At 74.0% G+C, this 21,217-nt stretch carries 19 protein-coding genes; 8 read left to right on the top strand and 11 right to left on the bottom strand.

Translation table 11 applies throughout. From position 1 onward, the window contains the following. Window positions 1–783, top strand: a 783-nt coding sequence (locus AVW11_RS26830; RefSeq protein WP_158076166.1) for an MMPL family transporter, incomplete at its 5' end; no start/stop codon positions are given. On the opposite strand, the gene AVW11_RS26825 is transcribed toward AVW11_RS26830, so the two are convergent. From AVW11_RS26825 to AVW11_RS37515, 10 genes are all read right to left on the bottom strand, one after another. Next, window positions 784–1,473 carry an alpha/beta hydrolase gene (locus tag AVW11_RS26825; protein ID WP_076046296.1) on the bottom strand — a complete coding sequence of 230 codons (690 nt, stop codon included), beginning with the start codon at window positions 1,471–1,473 and terminating at the stop codon, window positions 784–786. It abuts the gene before it with no gap. Window positions 1,474–1,575: 102 nt separating this feature from the next. Then, window positions 1,576–2,400, bottom strand: coding sequence for a DUF1295 domain-containing protein (locus tag AVW11_RS26820; RefSeq protein WP_030854907.1), 825 nt, complete (start codon window positions 2,398–2,400; stop codon window positions 1,576–1,578). Window positions 2,401–2,443: 43 nt separating this feature from the next. After that, a complete protein-coding gene (locus AVW11_RS26815; protein WP_240528273.1) occupies window positions 2,444–3,709 on the bottom strand; it encodes an SAM-dependent methyltransferase in 1,266 nt (421 codons plus the stop codon). A 158-nt stretch (window positions 3,710–3,867) separates the two neighbouring features. Beyond that, window positions 3,868–4,617, bottom strand: coding sequence for a DUF1365 domain-containing protein (locus AVW11_RS26810; RefSeq protein WP_206281925.1), 750 nt, complete (start codon window positions 4,615–4,617; stop codon window positions 3,868–3,870). Beyond that, complete coding sequence (locus AVW11_RS26805; RefSeq protein WP_076046292.1) at window positions 4,611–5,870, bottom strand: NAD(P)/FAD-dependent oxidoreductase; 1,260 nt, start codon at window positions 5,868–5,870, stop codon at window positions 4,611–4,613. The genes AVW11_RS26810 and AVW11_RS26805 overlap by 7 nt, the downstream gene beginning before the upstream one ends. 126 nt (window positions 5,871–5,996) lie before the next feature. After that, a complete protein-coding gene (locus tag AVW11_RS26800; RefSeq protein WP_030854897.1) occupies window positions 5,997–6,749 on the bottom strand; it encodes an anti-sigma factor in 753 nt (250 codons plus the stop codon). After that, window positions 6,746–7,348 carry an ECF RNA polymerase sigma factor SigK gene (gene sigK / locus AVW11_RS26795; protein WP_030854894.1) on the bottom strand — a complete coding sequence of 201 codons (603 nt, stop codon included), beginning with the start codon at window positions 7,346–7,348 and terminating at the stop codon, window positions 6,746–6,748. Before sigK ends, AVW11_RS26800 begins: the two co-directional genes overlap by 4 nt. Before the next feature lie 279 nt (window positions 7,349–7,627). Next, window positions 7,628–8,068 (bottom strand): ATP-binding protein, encoded by a 441-nt coding sequence (locus AVW11_RS26790; protein ID WP_060180163.1) that lies wholly within the window; start codon window positions 8,066–8,068, stop codon window positions 7,628–7,630. Window positions 8,069–8,164: 96 nt separating this feature from the next. Then, complete coding sequence (locus AVW11_RS26785; RefSeq protein ID WP_030854890.1) at window positions 8,165–8,608, bottom strand: hypothetical protein; 444 nt, start codon at window positions 8,606–8,608, stop codon at window positions 8,165–8,167. Between the two features lie 117 nt (window positions 8,609–8,725). Continuing rightward, window positions 8,726–11,488 (bottom strand): DUF6777 domain-containing protein, encoded by a 2,763-nt coding sequence (locus tag AVW11_RS37515; protein ID WP_076046291.1) that lies wholly within the window; start codon window positions 11,486–11,488, stop codon window positions 8,726–8,728. A gap of 647 nt (window positions 11,489–12,135) precedes the next feature. Here AVW11_RS37515 and AVW11_RS26775 point away from each other — a divergent pair. The 6 genes from AVW11_RS26775 to AVW11_RS26750 all read left to right on the top strand — a co-directional run bounded on the left by AVW11_RS26775 (window position 12,136) and on the right by AVW11_RS26750 (window position 18,813). After that, entirely contained in the window at window positions 12,136–12,702 is a 567-nt protein-coding gene (locus tag AVW11_RS26775; RefSeq protein ID WP_030854886.1) for a TetR/AcrR family transcriptional regulator, read from the top strand. Window positions 12,703–12,786: 84 nt separating this feature from the next. Further along, window positions 12,787–14,262 carry an MFS transporter gene (locus AVW11_RS26770; protein WP_076046290.1) on the top strand — a complete coding sequence of 492 codons (1,476 nt, stop codon included), beginning with the start codon at window positions 12,787–12,789 and terminating at the stop codon, window positions 14,260–14,262. A gap of 23 nt (window positions 14,263–14,285) precedes the next feature. Beyond that, on the top strand, window positions 14,286–14,768 hold the full coding sequence (locus AVW11_RS26765) for an SRPBCC family protein (RefSeq protein WP_076046289.1): 483 nt from the start codon (window positions 14,286–14,288) through the stop codon (window positions 14,766–14,768). A gap of 70 nt (window positions 14,769–14,838) precedes the next feature. After that, complete coding sequence (locus tag AVW11_RS26760; RefSeq protein ID WP_076046288.1) at window positions 14,839–16,215, top strand: carotenoid oxygenase family protein; 1,377 nt, start codon at window positions 14,839–14,841, stop codon at window positions 16,213–16,215. A 177-nt stretch (window positions 16,216–16,392) separates the two neighbouring features. Then, window positions 16,393–16,971, top strand: a complete 579-nt coding sequence (locus AVW11_RS26755) for a PadR family transcriptional regulator (RefSeq protein WP_030854878.1) — start codon at window positions 16,393–16,395, stop codon at window positions 16,969–16,971. A 111-nt stretch (window positions 16,972–17,082) separates the two neighbouring features. Continuing rightward, window positions 17,083–18,813 (top strand): acyl-CoA dehydrogenase family protein, encoded by a 1,731-nt coding sequence (locus AVW11_RS26750; protein WP_076046287.1) that lies wholly within the window; start codon window positions 17,083–17,085, stop codon window positions 18,811–18,813. Window positions 18,814–18,893: 80 nt separating this feature from the next. Here AVW11_RS26750 and AVW11_RS26745 read toward each other — a convergent pair whose 3' ends face one another. Then, window positions 18,894–20,126 (bottom strand): FAD-dependent oxidoreductase, encoded by a 1,233-nt coding sequence (locus AVW11_RS26745; protein WP_076046286.1) that lies wholly within the window; start codon window positions 20,124–20,126, stop codon window positions 18,894–18,896. 107 nt (window positions 20,127–20,233) lie between these two features. Between AVW11_RS26745 and AVW11_RS26740 the strand changes: the two genes are divergently transcribed. After that, the gene (locus AVW11_RS26740) at window positions 20,234–21,190 is read left to right on the top strand and encodes a GlxA family transcriptional regulator (protein ID WP_076046285.1); all 957 of its coding nucleotides are present in this window, start codon (window positions 20,234–20,236) and stop codon (window positions 21,188–21,190) included. Window positions 21,191–21,217: the final 27 nt, after the last annotated feature.

The following is a 21,217-nucleotide window of genomic DNA, read 5'->3' as shown; positions in this document are numbered from 1 at the left end:
ACCGCGGGCGGCGGCCGGCCGGGGGCGGGGGCTCCGCTCGTCGTGGACGGCCGGGTGCGTCTGGACGCCACGCTGGACGCGGCGGCGGACAGCGACGAGGCGAAGGAGACGGTCCAGCGGCTGCGGGAGCGCGTGCACGCGGTGCCGGGGGCCGAGGCGGTGGTCGGGGGGTACACCGCCCAGCAGTTCGACACCCAGGAGACCTCGGCCCGCGACCGCGCCGTGATCGTCCCGGTCGTTCTCGGCATCATCCTGCTGATCCTGATCGCGCTCCTGCGGTCCGTGCTCGTGCCCGTCCTGCTGGTGGCGACGGTCGCGTTGAACTTCTTCGCCACGCTGGGCGTCTCCGCGCTCGTGTTCGGCAATGTGCTGGGCTTCAGCGGCACGGACGCGTCCGTGCCGCTGTACGGGTTCGTGTTCCTGGTGGCCCTCGGCGTCGACTACAACATCTTCCTGATGTCCCGCGTGCGCGAGGAGACGCTCACCCTGGGCACCCGCGAGGGCGTGTTGCGGGGGCTCGTGACCACGGGCGGCGTCATCACCTCCGCGGGTGTCGTCCTCGCCGCGACCTTCGCCGCGCTGATGGTGATCCCGCTGGCCTTCCTCGTCCAGATCGCCTTCATCGTCGCGTTCGGCGTCCTGCTGGACACCCTCGTCGTGCGTTCCCTGCTGGTGCCCGCCCTCGTCATCGACATCGGGCCGCGCGCCTGGTGGCCCAGCGCGCTGGCCCGCCCGGCTGCGGCAGCCGGGCCGCGGACCGCACCGGCGGCGCGGGCGGGGTGATCACCCCGGGGGCCCCGCCGTCGCGTCGGCGTTCGGGTCGGGACCGGCGGGGCCGTCGGGGCCGTCGGGGAACGGCGCGAGCCCGAGGAGCGCGGCGGCGGCCCCGGCCGTGATCCGGTGCCACAGGCCGGCGTCGCCGATCATGGCGTGGCCGCCGCGGGGCATCCTGATCGCGTGGACCCGGGCTTCGGCCGCGCGGGCGCGCGCCAGATAGGCCCAGGTGTCCGCCGCCCTGGTGACGCGGTCGTGCTCGTCGTGGAGGGCCACGACCGCGCGGGCGCGCAGATGGGCGGCGGGTTCGGCCGGCGGGCACCAGGGCGCGAGCACGACGACTCCCGTGACCTGCTGGTCCTCGGCGGCGCGCAGTGCGGCGCGGCCGCCCATGGAGTGCCCGACGAGGACGACGGGGACGGGTCCGGCGAGGGCGCGGAGTTCCTCCAGGGCGCGGCGGGCGTCGGCGACGGGGTGCGCGTGGTGGCCGTTCCAGCCCCGGTACCGGTAGCGGACGTGGGCGACGAGCACGTCGGCGTGGGCGGTGGCGCGCGTGAGGGCCGTCGCGAACGGCCGCATGCGCAGCGCGGGCAGGTTCAGCCGGGGCGGAGGGCTCAGGGCGTCGGCCCGGCCGCCGTGCAGCAGCAGGACCGCGGCGGTCGCCCTCTGCGACAGCCGGTGCCCGGATGCCGGGACCAGGGCGGCCCGCGCGGGCGGCTCACGGCCGGTGTCCCCGCCAGGCCCGTCGGAAGCATCGGGTGCATCGGGTGCATCGGGTGCATCGGGTGACGGGTTCACACGTCACCTCCTGGGTTCCGAGGGCTGGCGGCGGGGTGGGAGAGGGAGGAATCCGCTCGTGCGGGCGGCGTACTCGGCGTACCCGGGGCGGTCGCCCATGTGCTTCTCCAGCAGGCGTTTGCCGCTGCCGACGGTCAGCAGCAACGTCATGGCGACCGGGGAGGCCAGGCTCAGGAGGGCGGACGGCAGGCTGGTGCAGGCCAGCAGGTACAGGCCCCACCAGACGAGGCTGTCGCCGAAGTAGTTGGGATGGCGGGTCCAGCTCCACAGGCCCCGGTCCATGATGCGGCCCCGGTTGGCCGGGTCCTCCTTGAACCGGGCCAGCTGGTGGTCGCCCACGGCCTCGAAGCCGAGTCCCGCGGCCCACACGGCCAGCCCCAGCACGCCGAGGACACCCACCGGCCCGCCCCCGTAGGAGGCCGCCTGGACGGGCAGGGAGATCAGCCAGACCAGCGCGGCCTGGAGGAGGTAGACGGTGCGCAGCGCGTACCAGGTCCGGTTCCCCGGCGCCTTGTCGAGGAGCGCGGTGTAGCGCGGGTCCTCCCCGTGGCCGCGTGAGCGCCGTGCGATGTGCGCCGACAGCCGCAGCCCCCACACGACGGTCGCCGCGGCGACCAGCAGCCGTCTCTCGGGGTCTCCGTGTCCGGCGGAGAGCAGGTAGGTGGCGGTGGCGACGGCGCTGAAGGCGAGGCCCCAGGCGATGTCGACCACGCGGTGCAGGCGCAGGCGTGCCCCGACGGCGAACGCGGCGAGCAGCACGGCCGTCGAGACGGCCGCGCCGACGGCGAGGTTGGTGCCGAGGGCGGCCCAGGCCGTGCCGCTGTTCACTCCCCCTCCCGGGCGGTGGCCGCGGCGGTGGGCCCGTCGGGTCTCATCGGGGGGTCCCTTCGGTCAGGACGATCTGTCGCACGTCCAGGTAGCGGGAGCGGAATCCGGCTTCCGAGTAGGCCAGGTAGAACTCCCAGAGCCGCTGGAAGACGGTGTCGAAGCCCAGGTCGGCGACGGTCCGGCGGTTCGCCGTGAACCGTTCGCGCCACAGGCGCAGGGTCTGGGCGTAGTGCTCGGCGAAGCCGAGGTCGGACTCGGTGCGCAGGCCGGCCGCCGCGGCGTGCTCGGTGATGGCCCGGCGGGAGGGGATCAGGCCGCCGGGGAAGACGTACTTGCTGATCCACGTGTGGGTGGCGGCGGTGTTGAGCATCTGCCGGTGTCCCATGGTGATGGCCTGGAGGGCGACGCGCCCGCCGGGGCGGAGCGCGGCGCGCAGGGCGGCGAAGTAGGAGGGCCAGTACTCGGCGCCGACGGCCTCGATCATCTCGACGCTGACCACTGCGTCGTACCGGCCCTCGACGTCGCGGTAGTCGCACAGCCGCACGTCGACGCGGTCGCCGAGCCCGGCGGCGCCGATCCGGGCGCGGGCGAGTTCGGCCTGTTCGGTGGAGAGGGTGAGGGTGGTGACGCGGGCGCCGCGGGCGGCGGCGCGCAGGGCGAGTTCGCCCCAGCCGGTGCCGATCTCCAGCAGTTCGGTGCCGTCCGTGACGTGCGCGAGGTCGAGGAGGCGGTCGATCTTGCGGTGCTGGGCGGCGGGGAGGTCCTCGAACCGGGCGGGAAACGAGGTGAAGACGGCGGAGGAGTAGCTGAGGGTCGGGTCGAGGAAGGCGGCGAACAGGTCGTTGGACAGGTCGTAGTGGCGGTGGATGTTCTCGCGGGCGCCGCGCCGGGTGTTGCGGTCACGGCCGGGGCGGGTGGACACCCACAGCGGGCGGAGGCCGTGCAGCGGGGCCGGGACCAGGTCGTCGACGCGCGTGGCGAGCACGGTCAGCAGACCGGGCAGGTCGTCGCTGTCCCATTCGCCGGCCATGTAGGACTCCCCGAAGCCGATCAGGCCGTCGCGGCCGATGCGTCGGAAGAAGCCGTCGGGGTCGTGGAGGGTGAGGTCCGGGCGACGGGTGGCGGTTGCGGCACCGGGTGTGGAGCCGACGCGTACGTCGAGGGGGAGCCGCCTGAGGGCCCGGCCGACCAGGTGTGCGGCGACGGCGGTCCGGACCGGCCGGGGGGCCGGCAGCCGGGCCACGTCCGGCCAGCGGGCGGGGTCCGCCCGCTCGGGGATGGCCCGCTCAGGCTCCGCCTGTTCGGGGATCGCCCGTTCAGGGGCCGCCTGTTCGGGGATGGCCCGTTCGGGGTCCGCCCGTTCGGGGGTCCCGGTGGCGCGGACCGACGTGTGGGGCCGGGGGGCCGCAGGCCCTGCCCGGTGGCCGGGCCTGTGCGGCTGGTCGTCGGTCGTGGTGGCCTGTCGGGTCACGGAACCATTCCCTTCTGCGGGGTGTGCCGGGGGCGGGGCTGTACGGGCAGGCCGCGCAGGAGCAGGCGGACGCCGTGGAAGCGGATCCCGGCCCAGACGGCGACGGTCGACCAGGGCCGGCGGGCGGCGGCCCGCAGCAGGGCGCGGGGCGTGGCGGGGCGGGCGCGCCCGCGTACGGTGGCGGTGAACGGCCGGCCGGCTTCGGTGTCGAGGTGCACGGTGAGGTCGAGGCGTTCCCCGGGGAGCGGCAGGCGCATCCGGTAGTGGCCCTCGACCGGGAAGAACGGCGAGACATAGAACCGCTTCTCCGCCCTCGCCCCGCCGCCGGCGTCCGGATGCAGCAGGTAGCAGTGCCGCTGCCCGTAGGTGTTGTGGACCTCCGCCACGACGCACACCAGCGCCCCCGACGCGTCGTGGCACCAGTAGACGCTGAGGGGGTTGAAGACGAACCCGAGGACGCGGGCGTGGGCCAGCATCACCACGCGCCCGCCCGCGATGTCTATGTCGCGGGAGGCGAGGAACTCCTCCAGACCGGCACGGATCGTGGGGGCGCGGCCCGCGAAGTGGTCACGCGCGTCGAAACGGGCGAGCGGACGCAGCGCGCGGGGCAGGGCCGGCGGCCGGTCGAGGTCGACGCACCACAGGTAGGTGCGGTGCCGGACGTCGTGGCGCAGCGGCGCGGTGCGGGTGTGGACGACCAGGCATTCGTACAGCGCGGCGGCGGGCGCCGCCTCCCCGGTCACCAGAGCACCCCCAGGGCGCGGGCGGCCGCCGCGCCGGAGCGGCAGCCGTCCTCGTGGAAGCCCCAGCCGTGCCACGCTCCGGCGTAGGCGGTCACGCCGGTGTTCAGGCGCGGCAGTTCCTTCTGCGCGGCGACCGAGGCGGGGGTGTAGACGGGGTGTTCGTAGAGCATGCGGCGCACCACCCGGCGCGCGTCCACCCGGTCGTCGGCGCCCAGGCTCACCACGTAGCCGGCGCCGTCGGGGAGGTTCTGCAGGCGCCGCATGTCGTAGCTGACGCGGACGGCCTCGGCGGAGGGGTCGCAGGCCGGCAGGTGGTAGTTCCAGCAGGCCCGGGCGCGGGGTGAGCGGGGCAGGATGCCGGTGTCGGTGTGCAGGAGTGTGGGGTTGGGCGCGTACGTGAAGGCGCCCAGGAGCCGCCGTTCGTCCGGGGTGGGGTCGGCGAGGAGGCGGAGGGCCTGGTCGGGGTGGGTGGCTATGACGACGGCGTCGTAGGTGTCGGTGGCTCCGTCGCCGGTGGTGACGCGCGCACCGCTGCCGGTCCGTTGGACCGCTGCCACGGGGCTGGCGGTACGGACCCGGTGCAGGCCCTTGGCCACGGCGTCGACGTAGGCGGCGGAGCCGCCGGTGACGGTCTTCCACTGCGGGGAGCCCGTCACCGACAGGAGGCCGTGGCGGTGGAGGAACGCGAACAGGTGGGCCGCCGGGTAGGACAGCGCGGTGCGGGCGGGGCACGACCACACCGCGGAGACCAGCGGGAGGGCGAAGTGGCTGACGAAGTACGGGGAGAAACGGTTCTCGCGGAGGAAGTCGCCCAGGGTGACGTGGTGGGAGGGCGGGTCGGCGAGCAGCCGCCGGGCCTTGCGGTGGAAGACCGGCACTTGCGCGAGCAGGCGCAGGTAGCGGCCCCGTAGCGCCGCCCGGCCGGTGAACAGACCGGCGGGGCCGCGGGCGCCCGCGTACTCCAGGCCGCAGCCGTCGCACCGCACCGACATGCTCATCTCGGCGTCCTGGGTGGCGATTCCCAGCTCGCGCAAGAGCCGGAGCAGGTTCGGGTAGGTGCGCTCGTTGTGGACGATGAACCCCGAGTCCACACCCATGGGCCGCCCGTCCGGGCCGGGCAGCTCGTGGGTGTGGGCATGGCCGCCGAGGCGGCCGTCAGCCTCGTAGAGGGTGACCTCGTACGCACGCGCCAGGACGTGGGCGGCCGTCAGGCCCGCGACCCCGGCACCGATCACCGCTGCTTTCCGGTCTTCCACCTCTGTACTCCCGCCGGTCGACGCGCCGCTGGGTGCGGTCGCTCTCCCGTACTTCGCCGCGGACGGGCGGAGGGATTGGTGGTGGGGCACGCGGGGTGGTGCGGGACGGGCCGGGACGGTCAGCCGTCAGGTGGGCAGGGCCAGCAGGAGGAGGGGGGCGGTGGTGGGGCGGCTGGAGCCTCCGGCGGGTTCGAGGGTGAGACCGACGGCGCCGGCACCGGCGGTGTCCCCGTCGATGAGGACGGTGCCGTCCTGGTGGATGAACCCGGCCGGGCGCATGGTGCCGTCGTGGTCGAGCCAGAGCTGATACGTCTTGCCGGGGGCGGGCGCGGGCAGTCCGGCGGCGGTGAAGGCGGCCCGGTTCTGCCGCTCGGAGGCCACGACGGTGGTGGCCGCTCCGTTGCTGGCCCGGCCGTGCACCGCACGGGCGTCGGGTGCGGCCAGGACGGCGCTGACGTCGTCGAGGCGCTGTTCGGCCTGGATCGCCCGCTGCTGGTACTGCGCGCTCCGCTGGTTCTGCCAGGCGGCGACGCCCGCGAACGAGGCGGCCGCGACCACACTGGCGGCCAGCGCGAGGGGGACGGCCCGGCGGCGCAGCGCGCTGCCGAAGCCGGCGGTCGGCGCGGGGCCGGTGACCCGCGGCGGGAGTTGTCGGACACCGTCGACGGCGGCCATGACGTGCTGCTTCATCGCGGGCGGCGGGCTCTGGGCGGCGGCGTCGGCCAGGCGCGCGGCGGTGGCCCGGAACTCGGCGACCTCCTCGCGGCATGCCTGGCAGTGCGGCAGGTGGTCGGTGAACGCCCTGCGCTCGGCGGGGTCCAGGGCGTTGAGGGCGTAGGCGGCGGCGAGGGTGTGGATGTCAAAGTGGTGTTGCTTCATGTGGTCACCCCCATGCAGTCGCGGAGCCGGATCAGCCCGTCGCGCATGCGTGTCTTGATGGTCGGCAGCGGTGTGCGCAGGGCTTCGGCGACCTCACGGTAGGTCAGGCCACGGTAGTAGGCCAGGGTCACGGCCTGGCGCTGGAGTTCGGTCAGGCCGCGCATGCAGCGGCGTACCTGCTCGCTCTCCAGACGGGTCTCGACCTGCTCGGACACCTCGTCGAACGCCGTCTGGTGCGCGCGGGCGGCCTGGGCCTGTTCCCGGTCGGCGGACGCCTGGGCGGAGCGGACCCGGTCCACGGCCCGCCGGTGGGCGATGGTCGCCGCCCACGCGGCGACGCTGCCCTGGTCGGGCCGGTAGCGGGCGGCCTGCCGCCACAGGTCGATCATGACCTCCTGGGTGACCTCCTCCGACTGGGACCGGTCACGCACGACTCTGACCACGATGCCGAAGACCATGGGCGCGAGGGCGTCGTAGAGGGAGGAGAAGGCCTGTTTGTCTCCGTGGGCGACCTTGTCCATGACCTCGGCGAGGTCGCTGCGGCCGGCGTGACTCGCCCTGCCGGTGCGACCTGGCCCGAACGGGAGTGGTTGGTTCACCGGGCGGGCTCCGGCCGGAGCGACGAGGCGGAGGGGCAGCCGGTGCCGGCCGTCCGGGGGCGGGGTGTCCATCGCATGGTGGTCCTTGTCCGTGGTCTCGTTCGCGGCGCCGGGCCGTGGGGCGTGTCCGGGGTTCTGTGAGGTTCTCGGGTTCTTCGTAGCGGACGTGCGTACGGATGGCCGGATATTTGGCAAACGGAGCAGATGAACGTGTCGGCGGAGCCGGGGGGCCGTTGGGGGGCGTGTTCGCCGGCGTGCTCTCCCCCGCCTGTGCCGCGGTCAGCGCGCGGGCCAGGTGACCACCGCGATGACCTGCTTGCCGAAGGGCGCGGGGCTGACGAACAGTTCGGCGCCGAGAGCGCGGATGATCTCCAGCCCGCGCCCGCGCGTGGCCAGGGGGCTGCGGCCGTCGTGCTGCCGGGGCAGTGACCGGGAGGCATCGCTGAGGGCGATGCCGGCGCGGCCCGGTTCCACGCTGAGGGTGAGCGCGTAGGGGGGCCTGGCGTGCCGGACGGCGTTGGCCGTCAGCTCGGAGACGATGACGAGGATGTCCTCGGTGGTGTCGTGCGGGCAGGCCACGGGGTGGGCGGCGAGCAGCCACGCGGCCATGCGGCGGGCTTCCCGGGCGGCCTGCGGTCCTGCGGGCAGGGGGTGGTGCACCGTTGACGGCCGCGTGAGGGGTGCGGTGGCCCCGAGTGCGGTGGCGAGTGCGGCGTCCATGACGGTTCCTGGATCCTGGATCCTGGTCGTGGAGGGTGAGTCGGCGGGGTTCCGGGGCCGAGGCCCCGGAACGCCCGCCGCGCGCCCGGGTCGGCGCTACCACTTGTCGTGGCAGTTCCAGTGGCCGGGCACCCAGTGGCTCACCGAGTGGCCGGGCACCCAGTGGTGCTTCCAGTAGCCCTTGCTCCACCAGCCGTCGTGCCACGTGCCGTGGTGGTCGCGGTAGCCGTGGTGCCAGGTGCCCGGGTGCCACTTGCGTTCCCAGTGGCCCTTGCTCCACTTGTCGGTCGCCCAGTGGCCCTTGACCCAGCTGCACCGGTCGTGGTGGCGGCGGTCCCAGCGGTCGTGGTTGCGGTTGCGGTCCCGATCCCGGTCCCGGTCGTGCTCACGGTCGCTGGTGAGCATGGAGTTCGCCGTGGCCGGCGCTGCCGCGGGGGCGGCGCTCGCCGTACCGGACAGACCCAGCAGCGAGCCACCGGCCAGCAGTCCTGCGGATGCGACTGCGACGACCAGGTGCTTCGTGTGCTGCGAAGCGGTCATCGGGCTCACCTCCTCCCTTTCATCAGGTTCATCAAGCATTCGGCTTCGTCTGCTCCTTCACCATGTGGAGCGTCACCACAGATTCGCGACGAACGGGGTGAAGGATTGGCAAGAGAGTCAAAGCGCCATATCTCTCTCCCTTCGGAGTGCGTGCCGTGAACCCTGTCGCCCCTGCTCGGACCGCGTCGCACGCGGCACCGTGCCGGAGCGCGGGCCCGGGTCCAGCCCCGGGCCTGGCTCCGGCTCCGGATCCCGAGCCCGATCCGGGGCCGGGTGCGGGTCTGGTTTCGGGTCCGGCCCCGGGTCCCGTTTCAAGTCCGGGTACGGATCCGGGTCCCGTTTCAGGTCCGGGTCCGGGTCCCGTTTCAGGTACGGGTCCGGCTCCGGGTCCGGTCCGGGGCCCGGGTGGGGGTCCGGTCCCGGCCCCGGGGCTGGCTCCGGGTACGGGTCCGGGCGCGGCTCCGGGTCCGGGAGTGCCTGCGGCATCGGCATCGGCATCGGCATCGGGCGTGCTACCTGAGCAACGGCTGCTCCTCCCGGCTCCCCGAACCGTCGGATCGGCCTGGCTGCTCCTGCCGGCCCCCCTGCCCGGGGGGGACCCGGGACCCGCTCGCCGCTCGGCAGGCGGCCGGACGGACCGGACTGGGGGTGCCCCGTGCCCTCACCGTTCGCCCGGCCCCCGGGCCGGGCCTGGCCGTTCCCCGCCCCCACCCCCTGCCCGGAACCCTTGCCGCTGCCGGTGCCCTGACCGGGCGCCTTGCCGGTGCCACTGCCCTGGCCGGGCGCCTGCCCGGTACCGGCGCCTGGGCCGGGAGCCTTGCCGGTACCGGTGCCCTGGCCGGAGTCGGTACCCGTCCGCTGACCGGGAGCTTTGCCGGGGCCCCGGCCGGAAGCCGTGCCCGAGCCTTGGTCGGCCTCCTGGCCCGGGGCCTTCCCCGCGCCCTTGCCAGTGCCCTGACCAGGAGTTTTGCCCGTGCCCTGGCCGGGAGTCGTGCCCGAGCCCTGGTCAGACCCCTGCCCCGGCTTCCCGGCGCCTTGGCCGGAGCCCTGCCCCGGGGGCTTCCCAGCGCCCTGACCCGTACCTTGGCCGGAACCCTGGCCCGTCTCCTGTCCAGAGCCCTTGCCCGTGCCCTTGTTCGCCCCCTGACCGGGTACCTTGCCCGAGCCCTCGCCGGCCTTCCGGCGCGGCCCGTCCGATACGCCGCCAGGCTCCCGCGGCACCGACCTGGGGGCCTGGTCCGACCCGCTGCCCGTACCCGATCCCGGCTCCTTCTCGGGGGTCTCGCCCTGACCCGTGCCCGATTCCCGACCCGGCGCCTTGCGGGTGCTCTCACCGGGCTTCCGACCCGGCACCTCGTCCGGCTGCCCGCCAGGCTTGTGCGGCACCTGCCCCGACTTGTCCGACCCGTTTCCCGCACCCGGCTGCTGCCCCGGCGTATCGCCCGGGCTGCTGTCCGTGCCCTTTTCCGGCACTGTCGCGGGCGCCTTTCCCGGCTCTTCGCCCCGACCGGTTCCTGAGTCCTTGCCCGCCACGTCGCCGGGGTCCTTCCCCTGACCCGTACCCGGCTCCGGCACCTTGCCGGGATCCTCCCCCCGACCGGTACCCGACTCCTTGCCCGGCACGTCGCCAGGGTCCTTCCCCTGACCCGGGCCCGGCTCCGTCACCTTGCCGGGATCCTCGCCCCGACCGGTACCCGACTCCTTGCCCGGCACCTTGCCGGGATCCTTCCCCTGACCCGTACCCGGCTCCGGCACCCTGCCGGGATCCTCGCCCCGACCGGTACCCGACTCCTTGCCCGGCACATCGCCGGGGTCCTTCCCCTGACCCGGGCCCGGCACGTTCGCAGGCTCCTTCCCCTGGCCCGTACCCGGTTCCGGCACCTTGCCGGGGTCCTTCCCCTGGCCCGTGTCCGGCTCCGGCGGCTTGCCGGGATCCTGGCCCCGGTCGGTGTCCGGCTCCGGCGGCTTGGGCGGCATGTTCGCAGGGGACCTGTCCGGCTCGCGGCCCGGCTCCTTCCGGCCCGGCGCGACTTCCGGGGCCGGGTCGGAGACCTGCGGGTCCCGCTGTGTCCCGGCCGGCCCATGAGGGGCCGGCGGCAGGGCCGGGTACGGCGAGCCGGCCGGCCGGTCCGGCGGCGGCTCGACCTCGCGGTCGGACTGCCCCCGCACCGCGCCGCTCGGGCGCTCGTACCACGCCTTGCGCTGCGGGTCGAAGACCGTGACGGCCTTCACCGGCTTCGCGGCCGGCTTGACCGCCACCAGCTCGGCGGACCGGAACGAGGACCACTCCTTGCCGCTGAGCCTGGCCTTCCCCTTGACCGCGACCGGCGGCGTCAAAGGGTTGCCGCACGCGCACCGGACCCGCGGTACACCGTGACCGTCGACCAGTACGGACGTGCCGGCCTGAAGGATCGCCTGGTATCCGGTCGGCGCGCTGTCCTTGTAACCGTGGTTGGTGACCCGCGTGTCCCAGCCCAGCCGGACCGGTGTGAGCGAGCGCAGGTAGGCGGGGATCCCGGCTTGCCGGACACCGAGCGTGGCGGCGAAGGCGCCGCCCTTGTCCGTGTGCTCGGCGAGGAACTCGATCTGCTTCTCCACGTCACAGCTCGCGACGTTCCGCGTGCCCCCGTAGAGCCCGGGGTGGCCCCCGTCGACCTCGAGGGTGCGCCCGCCGCCCGTCGCGCCCCGCGCCGTCCCGGTGTTCTCCGGCGGGGCGGCGGCCTCCTCGGAGCCCGTGGCCGTCGAGGGGGTGAACGGATCAGGTCCGGCGGCCGCGGCGGCCTCCAGGAAGACCTCGCCGCCGGCCGCGGTGTTGCCGCCGAGCACGGTGAAGCCGAGGACCACCGCCGAGACCACGACCGCCGCCGTGCTCGCACTCACCACGTTCCTGCGCGACCGCCAACGACGCTTGGGCCGCCCTCCCCCGCTGTCCGCAGCGGGGGAGGATGACGCCGTCGGGTGGGACGGGGGCGGCGGCGGGGGCACCGGCGGCGGAGCGTCGGGGACGGGCGCGGGCTGCGGCTGCGCGCCCTTGCCCGACAGCGGACCGGGCGGGGGCCCCGACGGGTGCTGCTCGGACGAGGAGGACGGCAGGGAACTCATGACGCCCGCCCCCTGACACATGGCACCGGGAGAACGATGGTGTCTCGCATGCGCTCGCTCCTTCTCGCCGACAACGCCTCCACATCCCGGAGGGAAACCTCACGACCGGTGCCGTGGACCGGAAGCCGGCAAAGCGACGGCCCGCACTGACGGGGACGTCTCTTCACCGGCGACACCGATGGGGCCACGCGGTGGGTGCGAGCCCGTCCCTCGAGTAGGCCCCCCGCCCCCGGGCCGCGTCATGTCGCGACCATTCGGGACTTGACAGACCCGGCAGCGGACCGCCGAGAGGCGTTGGGGCCCGCCAACGCCCCGCAACGCCCCGCCAACGCCCCCGCCCGGCCTCGGCCCGGCCCGCGACCGGGCGCCCCGGAGCCGGCGCCGCAGGCATTGACAGCAGAAAGTGTGAGTGGTTTATTACTCACATGAACAGCGAACGACGACGCCACCTCTCCTCGGCCGAAGAGCGCCGCGAGACCGTCCTGCGGACGGCCATCGGCGCCTTCGCGGCCCGCGGCTACTTCGGCACGACGACGACCGAGGTGGCCAGGGCCGCCGGGATCTCCCAGGCCTATGTCTACCGCCTGTTCCCGAACAAGGAGGCGCTGTTCACCGCGGTCGTCGAGCACTGCTTCACCCGGGTCCGGACCAGCCTCGAAGAGGGTGCCGCGCAGGCGGGGGGCAGCAGCCCCGAGGCGGTACTGCACACCATGGGCGACACGTACGCCCATCTGATCGCCGACAAGGACCTGCTGCTCGTCCTGACCCACGCGCAGGCGGCGGCCGTGTCCGAGGCCGCGGTACGCGAGGCCGTGCGGGCCGGTTACGCCCGCCTGGTGGAGTACGTACGCGGCGCCTCGGGCGCGGCGGAGGCCGATGTCCAGCAGTTCTTCGCGACGGGGATGCTCTGCCACCTCCTCGTGTCGCTGGACGCCCCGGAGGTGGACGCGCCCTGGTCCCGGACCCTGTCGGCCGGCATTCGGCACTACTGACGGGCGGCGGCCGGGCGGCCCCCCGCGGGCCGCCCTCCTTTCGGACTAAAGAGTGAGTGGTCAACCACACACAGGAGAGCGCGCATGTACGCCACACCGCCCCACCGACCGACCGCCACGGCCGTCCTCGCGGCGCTGGCCGCCGCCCAGTTCGCGGTCACCCTCAGCACCTCGATCGTGAACGTCGCACTGCCCGCGGTGCGCGACGGGGTGGGGCTGTCGGACGCGGGCATGTCCTGGGTCGTCAACGCGTACGGCCTCGCCTTCGGTGCCCTGCTCCTGCTCGGCGGCCGGGCGGCCGACCTCCTGGGGCGGCGCCGCGTCCTGACGGCCGGCCTCGCGGTCTTCGCCGCGGCGGCCGTCGCCGCCGGAGTGGCGAGCGCCCCCTGGATGCTCGTGGCCGCCCGCACGGTCCAGGGCGTCGGGGCAGCGGCGATCGCACCCGCCGCGCTCTCCCTGGTCATGCGGCTCCATCCGCCCGGCCCCGCCCGCGCCAGGGCCCTCGGCGTCTGGGGCGCCGTGTCCGGCGCGGGCGGCGCGGCCGGGGTGCTGCTCGGCGGGATCCTCACCGAAGGTCCCGGCTGGCCCTGGGTGTTCCACGCCTCCGGCATCGGCGCGGCGGTGGTCCTGGCCGCCACCCTGCGCCTGGTACCGGCCGACCCCGAGAAGGCCGACGGGCCCCGCCCGCGGCTCGACGTGGCCGGATCCCTCACCGTCACCGCCGGCCTGGTCGCGCTCGTGTACGGGCTCACGGCCGCGGGCCGCTCCGGCTGGACCGACCCCCTGGTCCTCGGCTCCTTCGCCGCGGCGGCGGCCCTACTGGCCCTCTTCATGCTGGTCGAACGCCGGCACCCGGCCCCTCTTCTGCCGTCCAGGCTCCTCACCCGCGGCGCCGTGGGCCCGGCCAACGCCGTGATGGCGCTCCTCGGTGCGGTCTGGGTGGGGCTGTTCTTCTTCCTCCCCCTCTACCAGCAACAGGTCCTCGGCGCGGGCCCCCTGGAAGCCGGCCTCTCCCAACTGCCCCTGGCCGCGGCGAACATGCTCGGCTCCGGCCTGGCACCCGCGCTGGCCCGCCGCATCGGCCCGCACCGCACCCTTCTCGCCGGTCTGGTGACCCAGGCGGCCGGGTTCCTGTGGCTGGCCCGGATCCCGGCCGACGGCACCTTCCTCGCCGACCTGCTGGGCCCCGTACTCCTCGTCGGAGTCGGCCTCGGCGTCGCCTTCGTCCAGCTCACCGGCTCGGCCGTGAGCGGGGTGGAGTCCGCCGACGCCGGCCTGGCCGGCGGGCTGGTCAACACCACCCGCCAGATCGGCGGCGCCGTCGGGCTCGCCGTACTGGGCACCCTGGCCGCCGCCCGCACCGCCGCCGCCTCACCCGGCCTGCCGCACACCGCGGCCCTCACCGAGGGGTACCGCAGCGCCTTCCTCCTCTCCGCCGCCGTCCTGGGCCTCGCCGCGGCCCTCACCCCGCTGCTCGCCCGCAGGGCCCGGCCGACGCGGGAGAGCGTCCCTGCTCCCCCACCGCCGGCCGCGCCCCGCCCGTCCCGCCGAACCCGCTGACCATCGCCGAAGGAGTACCTCCCATGACCACGCACCCCACCACCGTCGACACCGAAGCCCCGGTCGTCGTCCGCCTCGAAACCGTCGTGCACGCCCCGCTCGCCACCGTCTGGGGCCTGCACACCGGCATCGCCGCCTGGGCCGACTGGAACACGGACGTGGACCGGGTGGAGTACGCCGGACCCCTGGCGCCCGGGACCGCGTTCCGCTGGCTGACCCACGGCCTGGACATCACCTCCACCGTCCACCAGGTCGTCCCCGGCGAGCGGATCGTCTGGGGCGGTCCGGCCCACGGCATCGACGGCATCCACGTCTGGACGTTCCGGGAGACGGCGCCGGGCACCGTGACGGTCCGCACCGAGGAGTCCTGGAGCGGCGAGCCCGTCGACGCCCGACGCACGGAGATGGAACACGTGCTGCGCCAGTCGCTCGACGCCTGGCTCGCCGCCCTGAAGGCCAAGGCCGAGGCCGTGGCGGGAGCCGCCGCTGCCGCCGAGCGGCACTGATCGCACCCGGCCCGCCACGCGCCTCTTCCCGATCGTTCCGCCCGACCCTCCGAGAGCCGAGGACACCGCCGTGAGCAGCACCGCCAAGCCCTACCTGACCGGCCACTACACCCCCGTCACCGACGAGATCACCGCCACCGGCCTCACCGTCGAGGGCACCATCCCGCCCGAGCTGACCGGCCGCCTCATCCGCAACAGCCACAACCCCAAGCCCGGCATCACCCCCACCCACTGGTTCAAGGGCAGCGGCATGGTCCACGGCATCCGCCTGCGGGACGGCCGCGCCGAGTGGTACCGCAACCGCTGGGTCCACACCCCCGCCCTCGACGGCGCCCCCTACATGACCGAGAACGGCCCCGACCTCACCGCCAGCACGGCCGGCACCCATGTCATCGAGCACGCCGGCCGACTCCTCGCGCTGAGCGAGGCAGCCCTTCCCTTCGAGCTGACGGCGGATCTGGAGACCGTCGGAGCCTACGACTTCGGCGGCAGGCTGACCTCGGCCATGACCGCCCACCCCAAGGAGGACCCGGTCACCGGCGAACTCCACTTCTTCGCCTCCTCCCCCTTCCCGCCCTACCTGATCCACCACGTGGCCTCCGCCGACGGCAAGGTGCTGGAGAGCCAGGAGGTGCCGGGCGCGAGCGCCGCGCTCAAGCACGACTTCGCGATCACCGAGCACTATGTGGTGTTCCTGGAGGGCTCCGTGACCTTCGACCCCGCCGAGCACTCGGGCATCCCGTACGGCTGGGACGACGAGCAGGTGTCCCGGATCGGCGTCATGCCTCGCACCGCCGCGGGCACGGGCGGCGGACGGGCCCGCGAGATCCGCTGGTTCGAGATCGGGCAGGGCTACGGCATGCACTTCGCCAACGCCTACGAGGACCCGTACGGCCGGATCGTCGTGGAGGGCCCGACGGTGGGCCGGGACGGCTGGCAGCGCTCCTGGAACTGGTGGGTCGGCGCCGAGGACCGCGGGGCCGAGCCCAACTCGGGTTCGCGCAGCACCCGATGGACCGTCGACCTGGCGGCCGGATCCGTCAAGGAGGAGCCGACCGACGACCTCACCGTGGAGTTCCCCACCATCAACGAGGCCTTCCTCGGGATCGAGCACCGCTACCAGTACGCCCTGGCCTTCCCCGACGACCTGGGGATCGCCGCCCACACCCTCGTCAAGTACGACCGCACCACCGGCGCCCGGCAGCTGCTGCCCTTCGGCGCCGGCCGGCTGCCCAGTGAGGCCGTGTTCGTGCCCGTCGAGGGCCCCGGGTCCTCGCAGGAGGACGCCGGGTACCTGCTGACCGTGGTCAGCGACCTGAAGGCGAACGCCTCGCAGCTGCTCGTCCTGAACGCCTCCGACCTGACCGTCCCCCCGGTGGCGACCATCCACCTGCCGCGGCGGGTCCCGGCGATGATCCACGGCTCCTGGATCCCCGACGCCGCCTGATCCCGTCCCACGAAAGGGCAGGTCCCCTCCCTGAGCCCCGAGCGCGCGACAGGCCGCGTTCGGGGCTCGCGGCGCTCGGCCGCCGCAGGCCCCACCCGTAGCCGCCTCCGGGTGAGCCGCGTCTCACCCGGGGGCCGCCGCTTGTCTATGCAACGAGTTGCATAGCAGGATCGGGGCATGGCGCTCGAACACGCGATTCTCGTCTCCCTGCTGGAGAAGCCGGGCTCCGGCTACGAGCTGGCCCGCCGGTTCGAGCGGTCGATCGGCTACTTCTGGACCGCGACGCACCAGCAGATCTACCGCGTGCTGGGCCGCATGGAGAACGACGGCCTGCTCGCCGTCCGTACGGTGCCGCAGCAGGGCCGGCCGGACAAGAAGGAGTATTCGGCCGCGGATCCCGGCCGGGCCGCGCTCGCGCAGTGGCTGCACGAGCCGATCGAACCGGAGAGCCTGCGGCACGACCTCGCCGTGAAGATCCGCGGGGCGGCGTTCGACGATCCGGCGTCCCTGATCCGCGAGGTCGAACGGCATCAGCAGGCCCACCGCGACCGCCTCGCCCGCTATCTCGCTGGCGAGCTCCGCGACTTCACCGGGCCCGACGCCCCCGCACCGCTCGACGCCGGTCAGGAACTCCAGCACGTGGTGCTGCGCGGCGGCATCGCGCAGGAGCGCATGACGATCGCCTGGCTCGACGACGTCCTGGCCACCCTGCACCGGCTCGGCCGCCCGGCGCCGCCCGCGGCCGACCGGGCCTGAGCGGCGCGACCGGGCCCGACCGGGCCTGACCGGCCTTCTCGCCCCTCCGCTCCTCCTCCCTCCGCGCACCCGCGCGAACCTCGACTCCGACCCCTCGGAAGGTGATCCGCCGTGTCCGACCCTCTGCTGTTCCACCCGCACACCTACAACCCCGCCCACTTCGACGCGGAGACGCGCAGGCTGCTGCGCGCCACCGTCGACTGGTTCGAGGCCCGTGGCAAGCGGCGGATCATCGAGGACTACCGCACCCGTGCCTGGCTGGCGGACTTCCTCGCCTTCTCCGCCAAGGAGGGGCTCTTCGCGACCTTCCTGACCCCGGCCTCCGCCGCGGGTGAGGACGAGCCGGACAAACGCTGGGACACCGCACGGATCGCGGCCCTCAACGAGATCTTCGGCTTCTACGGCCTCGACTACTGGTACGCCTGGCAGGTGACCATCCTCGGCCTCGGCCCGGTCTGGCAGAGCGACAACGCCGCCGCGCGCCGGCGTGCCGCGGAACTCCTCTCGGAGGGCGAGGTGTTCGCCTTCGGCCTGTCCGAGAAGACCCACGGCGCCGACATCTACTCCACCGACATGCTGCTGGAGCCCTCCGCCGACGGGGCCGGCGGCTTCCGGGCCACCGGCTCCAAGTACTACATCGGCAACGGCAACGCCGCCGGTCTGGTCTCCGTCTTCGGCCGCCGCACCGATGTCGAGGGCCCGGACGGCTATGTCTTCTTCGCCGCCGACAGCCGCCACCCGGCGTACCGGCTCGTGAAGAACGTCGTCGACTCCTCCAAGTACGTCAGCGAGTTCCGCCTGGAGGACTACCCGGTGGCCCCCGAGGACGTCCTGCACACCGGGCGGGCCGCCTTCGACGCCGCGCTCAACACCGTCAACGTCGGCAAGTTCAACCTCTGCACCGCCTCCATCGGCATCTGCGAGCACGCGATGTACGAGGCCGTCACGCACGCGCACAACCGGATCCTGTACGGCCGGCCCGTCACCGCCTTCCCGCACGTGCGCCGCGAGCTCGCCGACGCCTACGTCCGCCTCGTCGGGATGAAGCTGTTCAGCGACCGCGCCGTGGACTACTTCCGCTCCGCCGGCCCCGACGACCGCCGTTACCTGCTCTTCAACCCGATGACCAAGATGAAGGTCACCACGGAGGGCGAGAAGGTCATCGACCTGATGTGGGACGTGATCGCCGCCAAGGGCTTCGAGAAGGACAACTACTTCGCCCAGGCCGCCGTCGAGATCCGCGGACTGCCCAAGCTCGAAGGCACGGTCCACGTCAACCTCGCGCTGATCCTCAAGTTCATGCGCAACCACCTGCTGGAGCCGGCCGAGTACGCGCCCGTCCCGACCCGCCTCGACGCGGCCGACGACGACTTCCTGTTCCGGCAGGGACCGGCCCGCGGCCTGGGCTCCGTACGCTTCCACGACTGGCGCCCGGCGTACGACGCCTACGCGGCCGTGCCGAACGTCGCCCGCTTCCGCGAACAGGCGGACGCGCTGGCCGAGTTCGCGGCCACCATCGCGCCCGACGAGGCGCAGGGCCGCGACCTCGACTTCCTCCTGTCGGTGGGCCAGCTGTTCGCGCTGGTCGTCCACGGGCAGCTGATCCTGGAGCAGGCCCGCCTGACGGACCTGGACGAATCCGTGCTGGACGAGCTGTTCTCGGTGCTCGTGCGCGACTTCTCGCAGCACGCGGTGGAACTGCACGGCAAGGACTCCAGCACCCCGGAGCAGCAGGCGTGGGCCCTGGCCGCCGTCCGTCGTCCGGTCGTCGACGAAGCCCGCGCGGCCCGCGTATGGGCCCGTGTCGAGGCCCTGTCCGGCGCCTACGAGATGGCGCAGTAGCGCTGCACGCGCCGCGAGCGGTCCGCACGCCACCACCGTGCGGACCGCTCGGGGACCGGCCGGGCCGGGGGCGCCGCCGGTCAGCGCAGGGATTCGGCCGGGGGCCGCTCGCGGAGGGCGCCGTAGGCGATGAAGTAGGCGGGGATGCGGTTCAGCCAGCGTGATTCGGTGACGAGTTCCGTCATCCGCCGGGCGCGCCGGGGGTTGCCGAAAGCGGTGCCGCCGGCGAGGAGCGGTTCGATGATCCGGGTGTGGGCCAGCTGCTGCAGGCCCTGGGTCGCCACGGTGGTGGGCCGGCGGCGGCACTGGACGCGGCGTACGTCGTGCAGTGTGACCCGGCCCTCGCGCAGCGGGCGTACGAGGTGGCGGGCCGCGGCGACGGCGTCCTGCACGGCCAGGTTGATGCCGATGCCGCCCACCGGTGACATGGCGTGAGCGGCGTCGCCGATGCACAGCAGTCCGGGGCGGTGCCAGCGGCGCAGGCGGTCCAGTCGCACGTCGAGCAGTTTCACCTCGTCCCAGGAGGTGACGGCGTGGCTGCGGTCGGCCAGCCAGGGGGCGGCCTCCGCGAAGCGGGTCATGAAGCGCTCCAGGCCCTCGGCGCGGCGCTCGGCGTCGGTCCCCTTGGGGATGAGCGCGGCGCACTGCCAGTAGTCGCCGCGGTCGATGAGCGCGGTGAAGAAGCGGTCGCCGAGGCCGCCGACGAGCCCGCTGGGGTCGTCGTGGTGCCGCGGGAGGCGGAACCACCAGGCGTCCATGGGGCACGGGAAGTGCCGCAGTCCGAGTTCGGGCAGCGTCCTGGCCAGTGAGCCTCGGCCGTCGCAGGCGACGGTCAGGGTGGCCCTGAGTTCGCCGGTGGCGCCGTCCGCGGTGCGGTGTGTCACGCCGCGTACCCGTCCGCCCTCGATGAGGAAGCCGGTCGCCCCGGTGCCCATCCGCAGATGGAAGGAGGGTTCGCGGCGCGCTTCGTCGGCGAGGAGGTCGAGGAGGTCCCACTGGGGCACCATCGCGATGTAGTTGTACCTGCCGTGCAGGGCGCCGATGTTCCCGACGGTGACCAGGGTCCGGTCCGGCCCGATGGGCAGCTGCACCGTGGTGACGCGGCGCTGCGGCAGCCGGGCGAAGCGTTCGGCGAGGCCGATGTCGTCCAGCAGCGACAGGGTGGTGGGGTGCACGGTGTCGCCGCGGAAGTCCCGCAGGAAGTCCCCGTGCTTCTCCAGCACCGTGACCTCCACCCCGGCACGGGCCAGCAGCAGCGCCAGCACCATCCCGGCCGGGCCGCCCCCCACCACGCAGCACGTCGTCCGCTCCACGGCAACCACTCCCTTCACGGAGATCGGGCGATCCCCAGGACGTCATACCGCACCGGCGGCGACGGCCCCCGGCGGGACACTCCCCGCTCACGCGTAGGCTCGACCCCGTGCCAGCCTCTCGCCTCCACCGCGTCGCCGTCCTCGTCCTCGAAGGCGCGAAGCCGCTCGACGTCGGCATCCCCGCGCAGGTCTTCACGACCCGCGCGAGCATGCCCTACGAGGTGCGGGTGTGCGGTGCGGCGCCCGGGCTCGTGGCCGGCGGCGACGGCCTGGCGTACCACGTGACGCACGGGCTGGACGCGCTGGCGTGGGCCGACATCGTCTTCGTCCCGGGCTACCGCTTCCCGGACCGTGAGGATCCGCCGCGGCCGGTCATCGACGCGCTGATCGCCGCCCACGAACGGGGCGCGCGCCTCGCCGCCATCTCGACGGGGGCGTTCGCGCTCGCCGCGACGGGCCTGCTCGACGGAAAGCGCGCCACGACGCACTGGCACTACGCCCGGGCGCTCGCCGCGAAGCACCCGCTGGTCCGGGTCGACGAGAACGTCCTGTTCGTCGACGAGGGCAGCGTCCTCACCTCGGCGGGCGCCGCCTCCGGCATCGACCTGTGCCTGCACATCCTGCGCGGCGACCTCGGTGTGGCCGCGTCCAACCACGCGGCGCGGCGCCTGGTCGCCGCCCCCTACCGCAGCGGCGGCCAGGCGCAGTACGTGCCGCGCAGCGTGCCCGAGCCGCTGGGTGAGCGGTTCGCCGCCACGCGGGAGTGGGCGCTGATCCGGCTCGGCGAGCCCCTCACGCTGGAGTCCCTGGCCCGGCACGCCGGGGTGTCGCCCCGTACGTTCTCGCGGCGGTTCGCGCAGGACACCGGGTACACGCCGATGCAGTGGGTCATGCGCGCACGCGTGGACGTGGCCCGTGAGCTGCTCGAACGTTCCCAGCGCGGTGTCGAGCAGATCGCCTCCGACGTCGGGCTGGGTACGGGCGCGAACCTGCGGCTGCACTTCCAGCGGATCCTGGGCACCACGCCGACCGAGTACCGGCGCACCTTCACCAAGGGCGAATAGGCCGGTGAGGGGCTCGTCAGGATCTCG

Source organism: Streptomyces amritsarensis (assembly GCF_001953875.1).
GTDB classification, from domain to species: domain Bacteria; phylum Actinomycetota; class Actinomycetes; order Streptomycetales; family Streptomycetaceae; genus Streptomyces; species Streptomyces amritsarensis.
The sequence above is the reverse complement of the archived record's forward strand: the minus strand, read 5'-3'. Positions and strand labels throughout refer to the sequence as shown.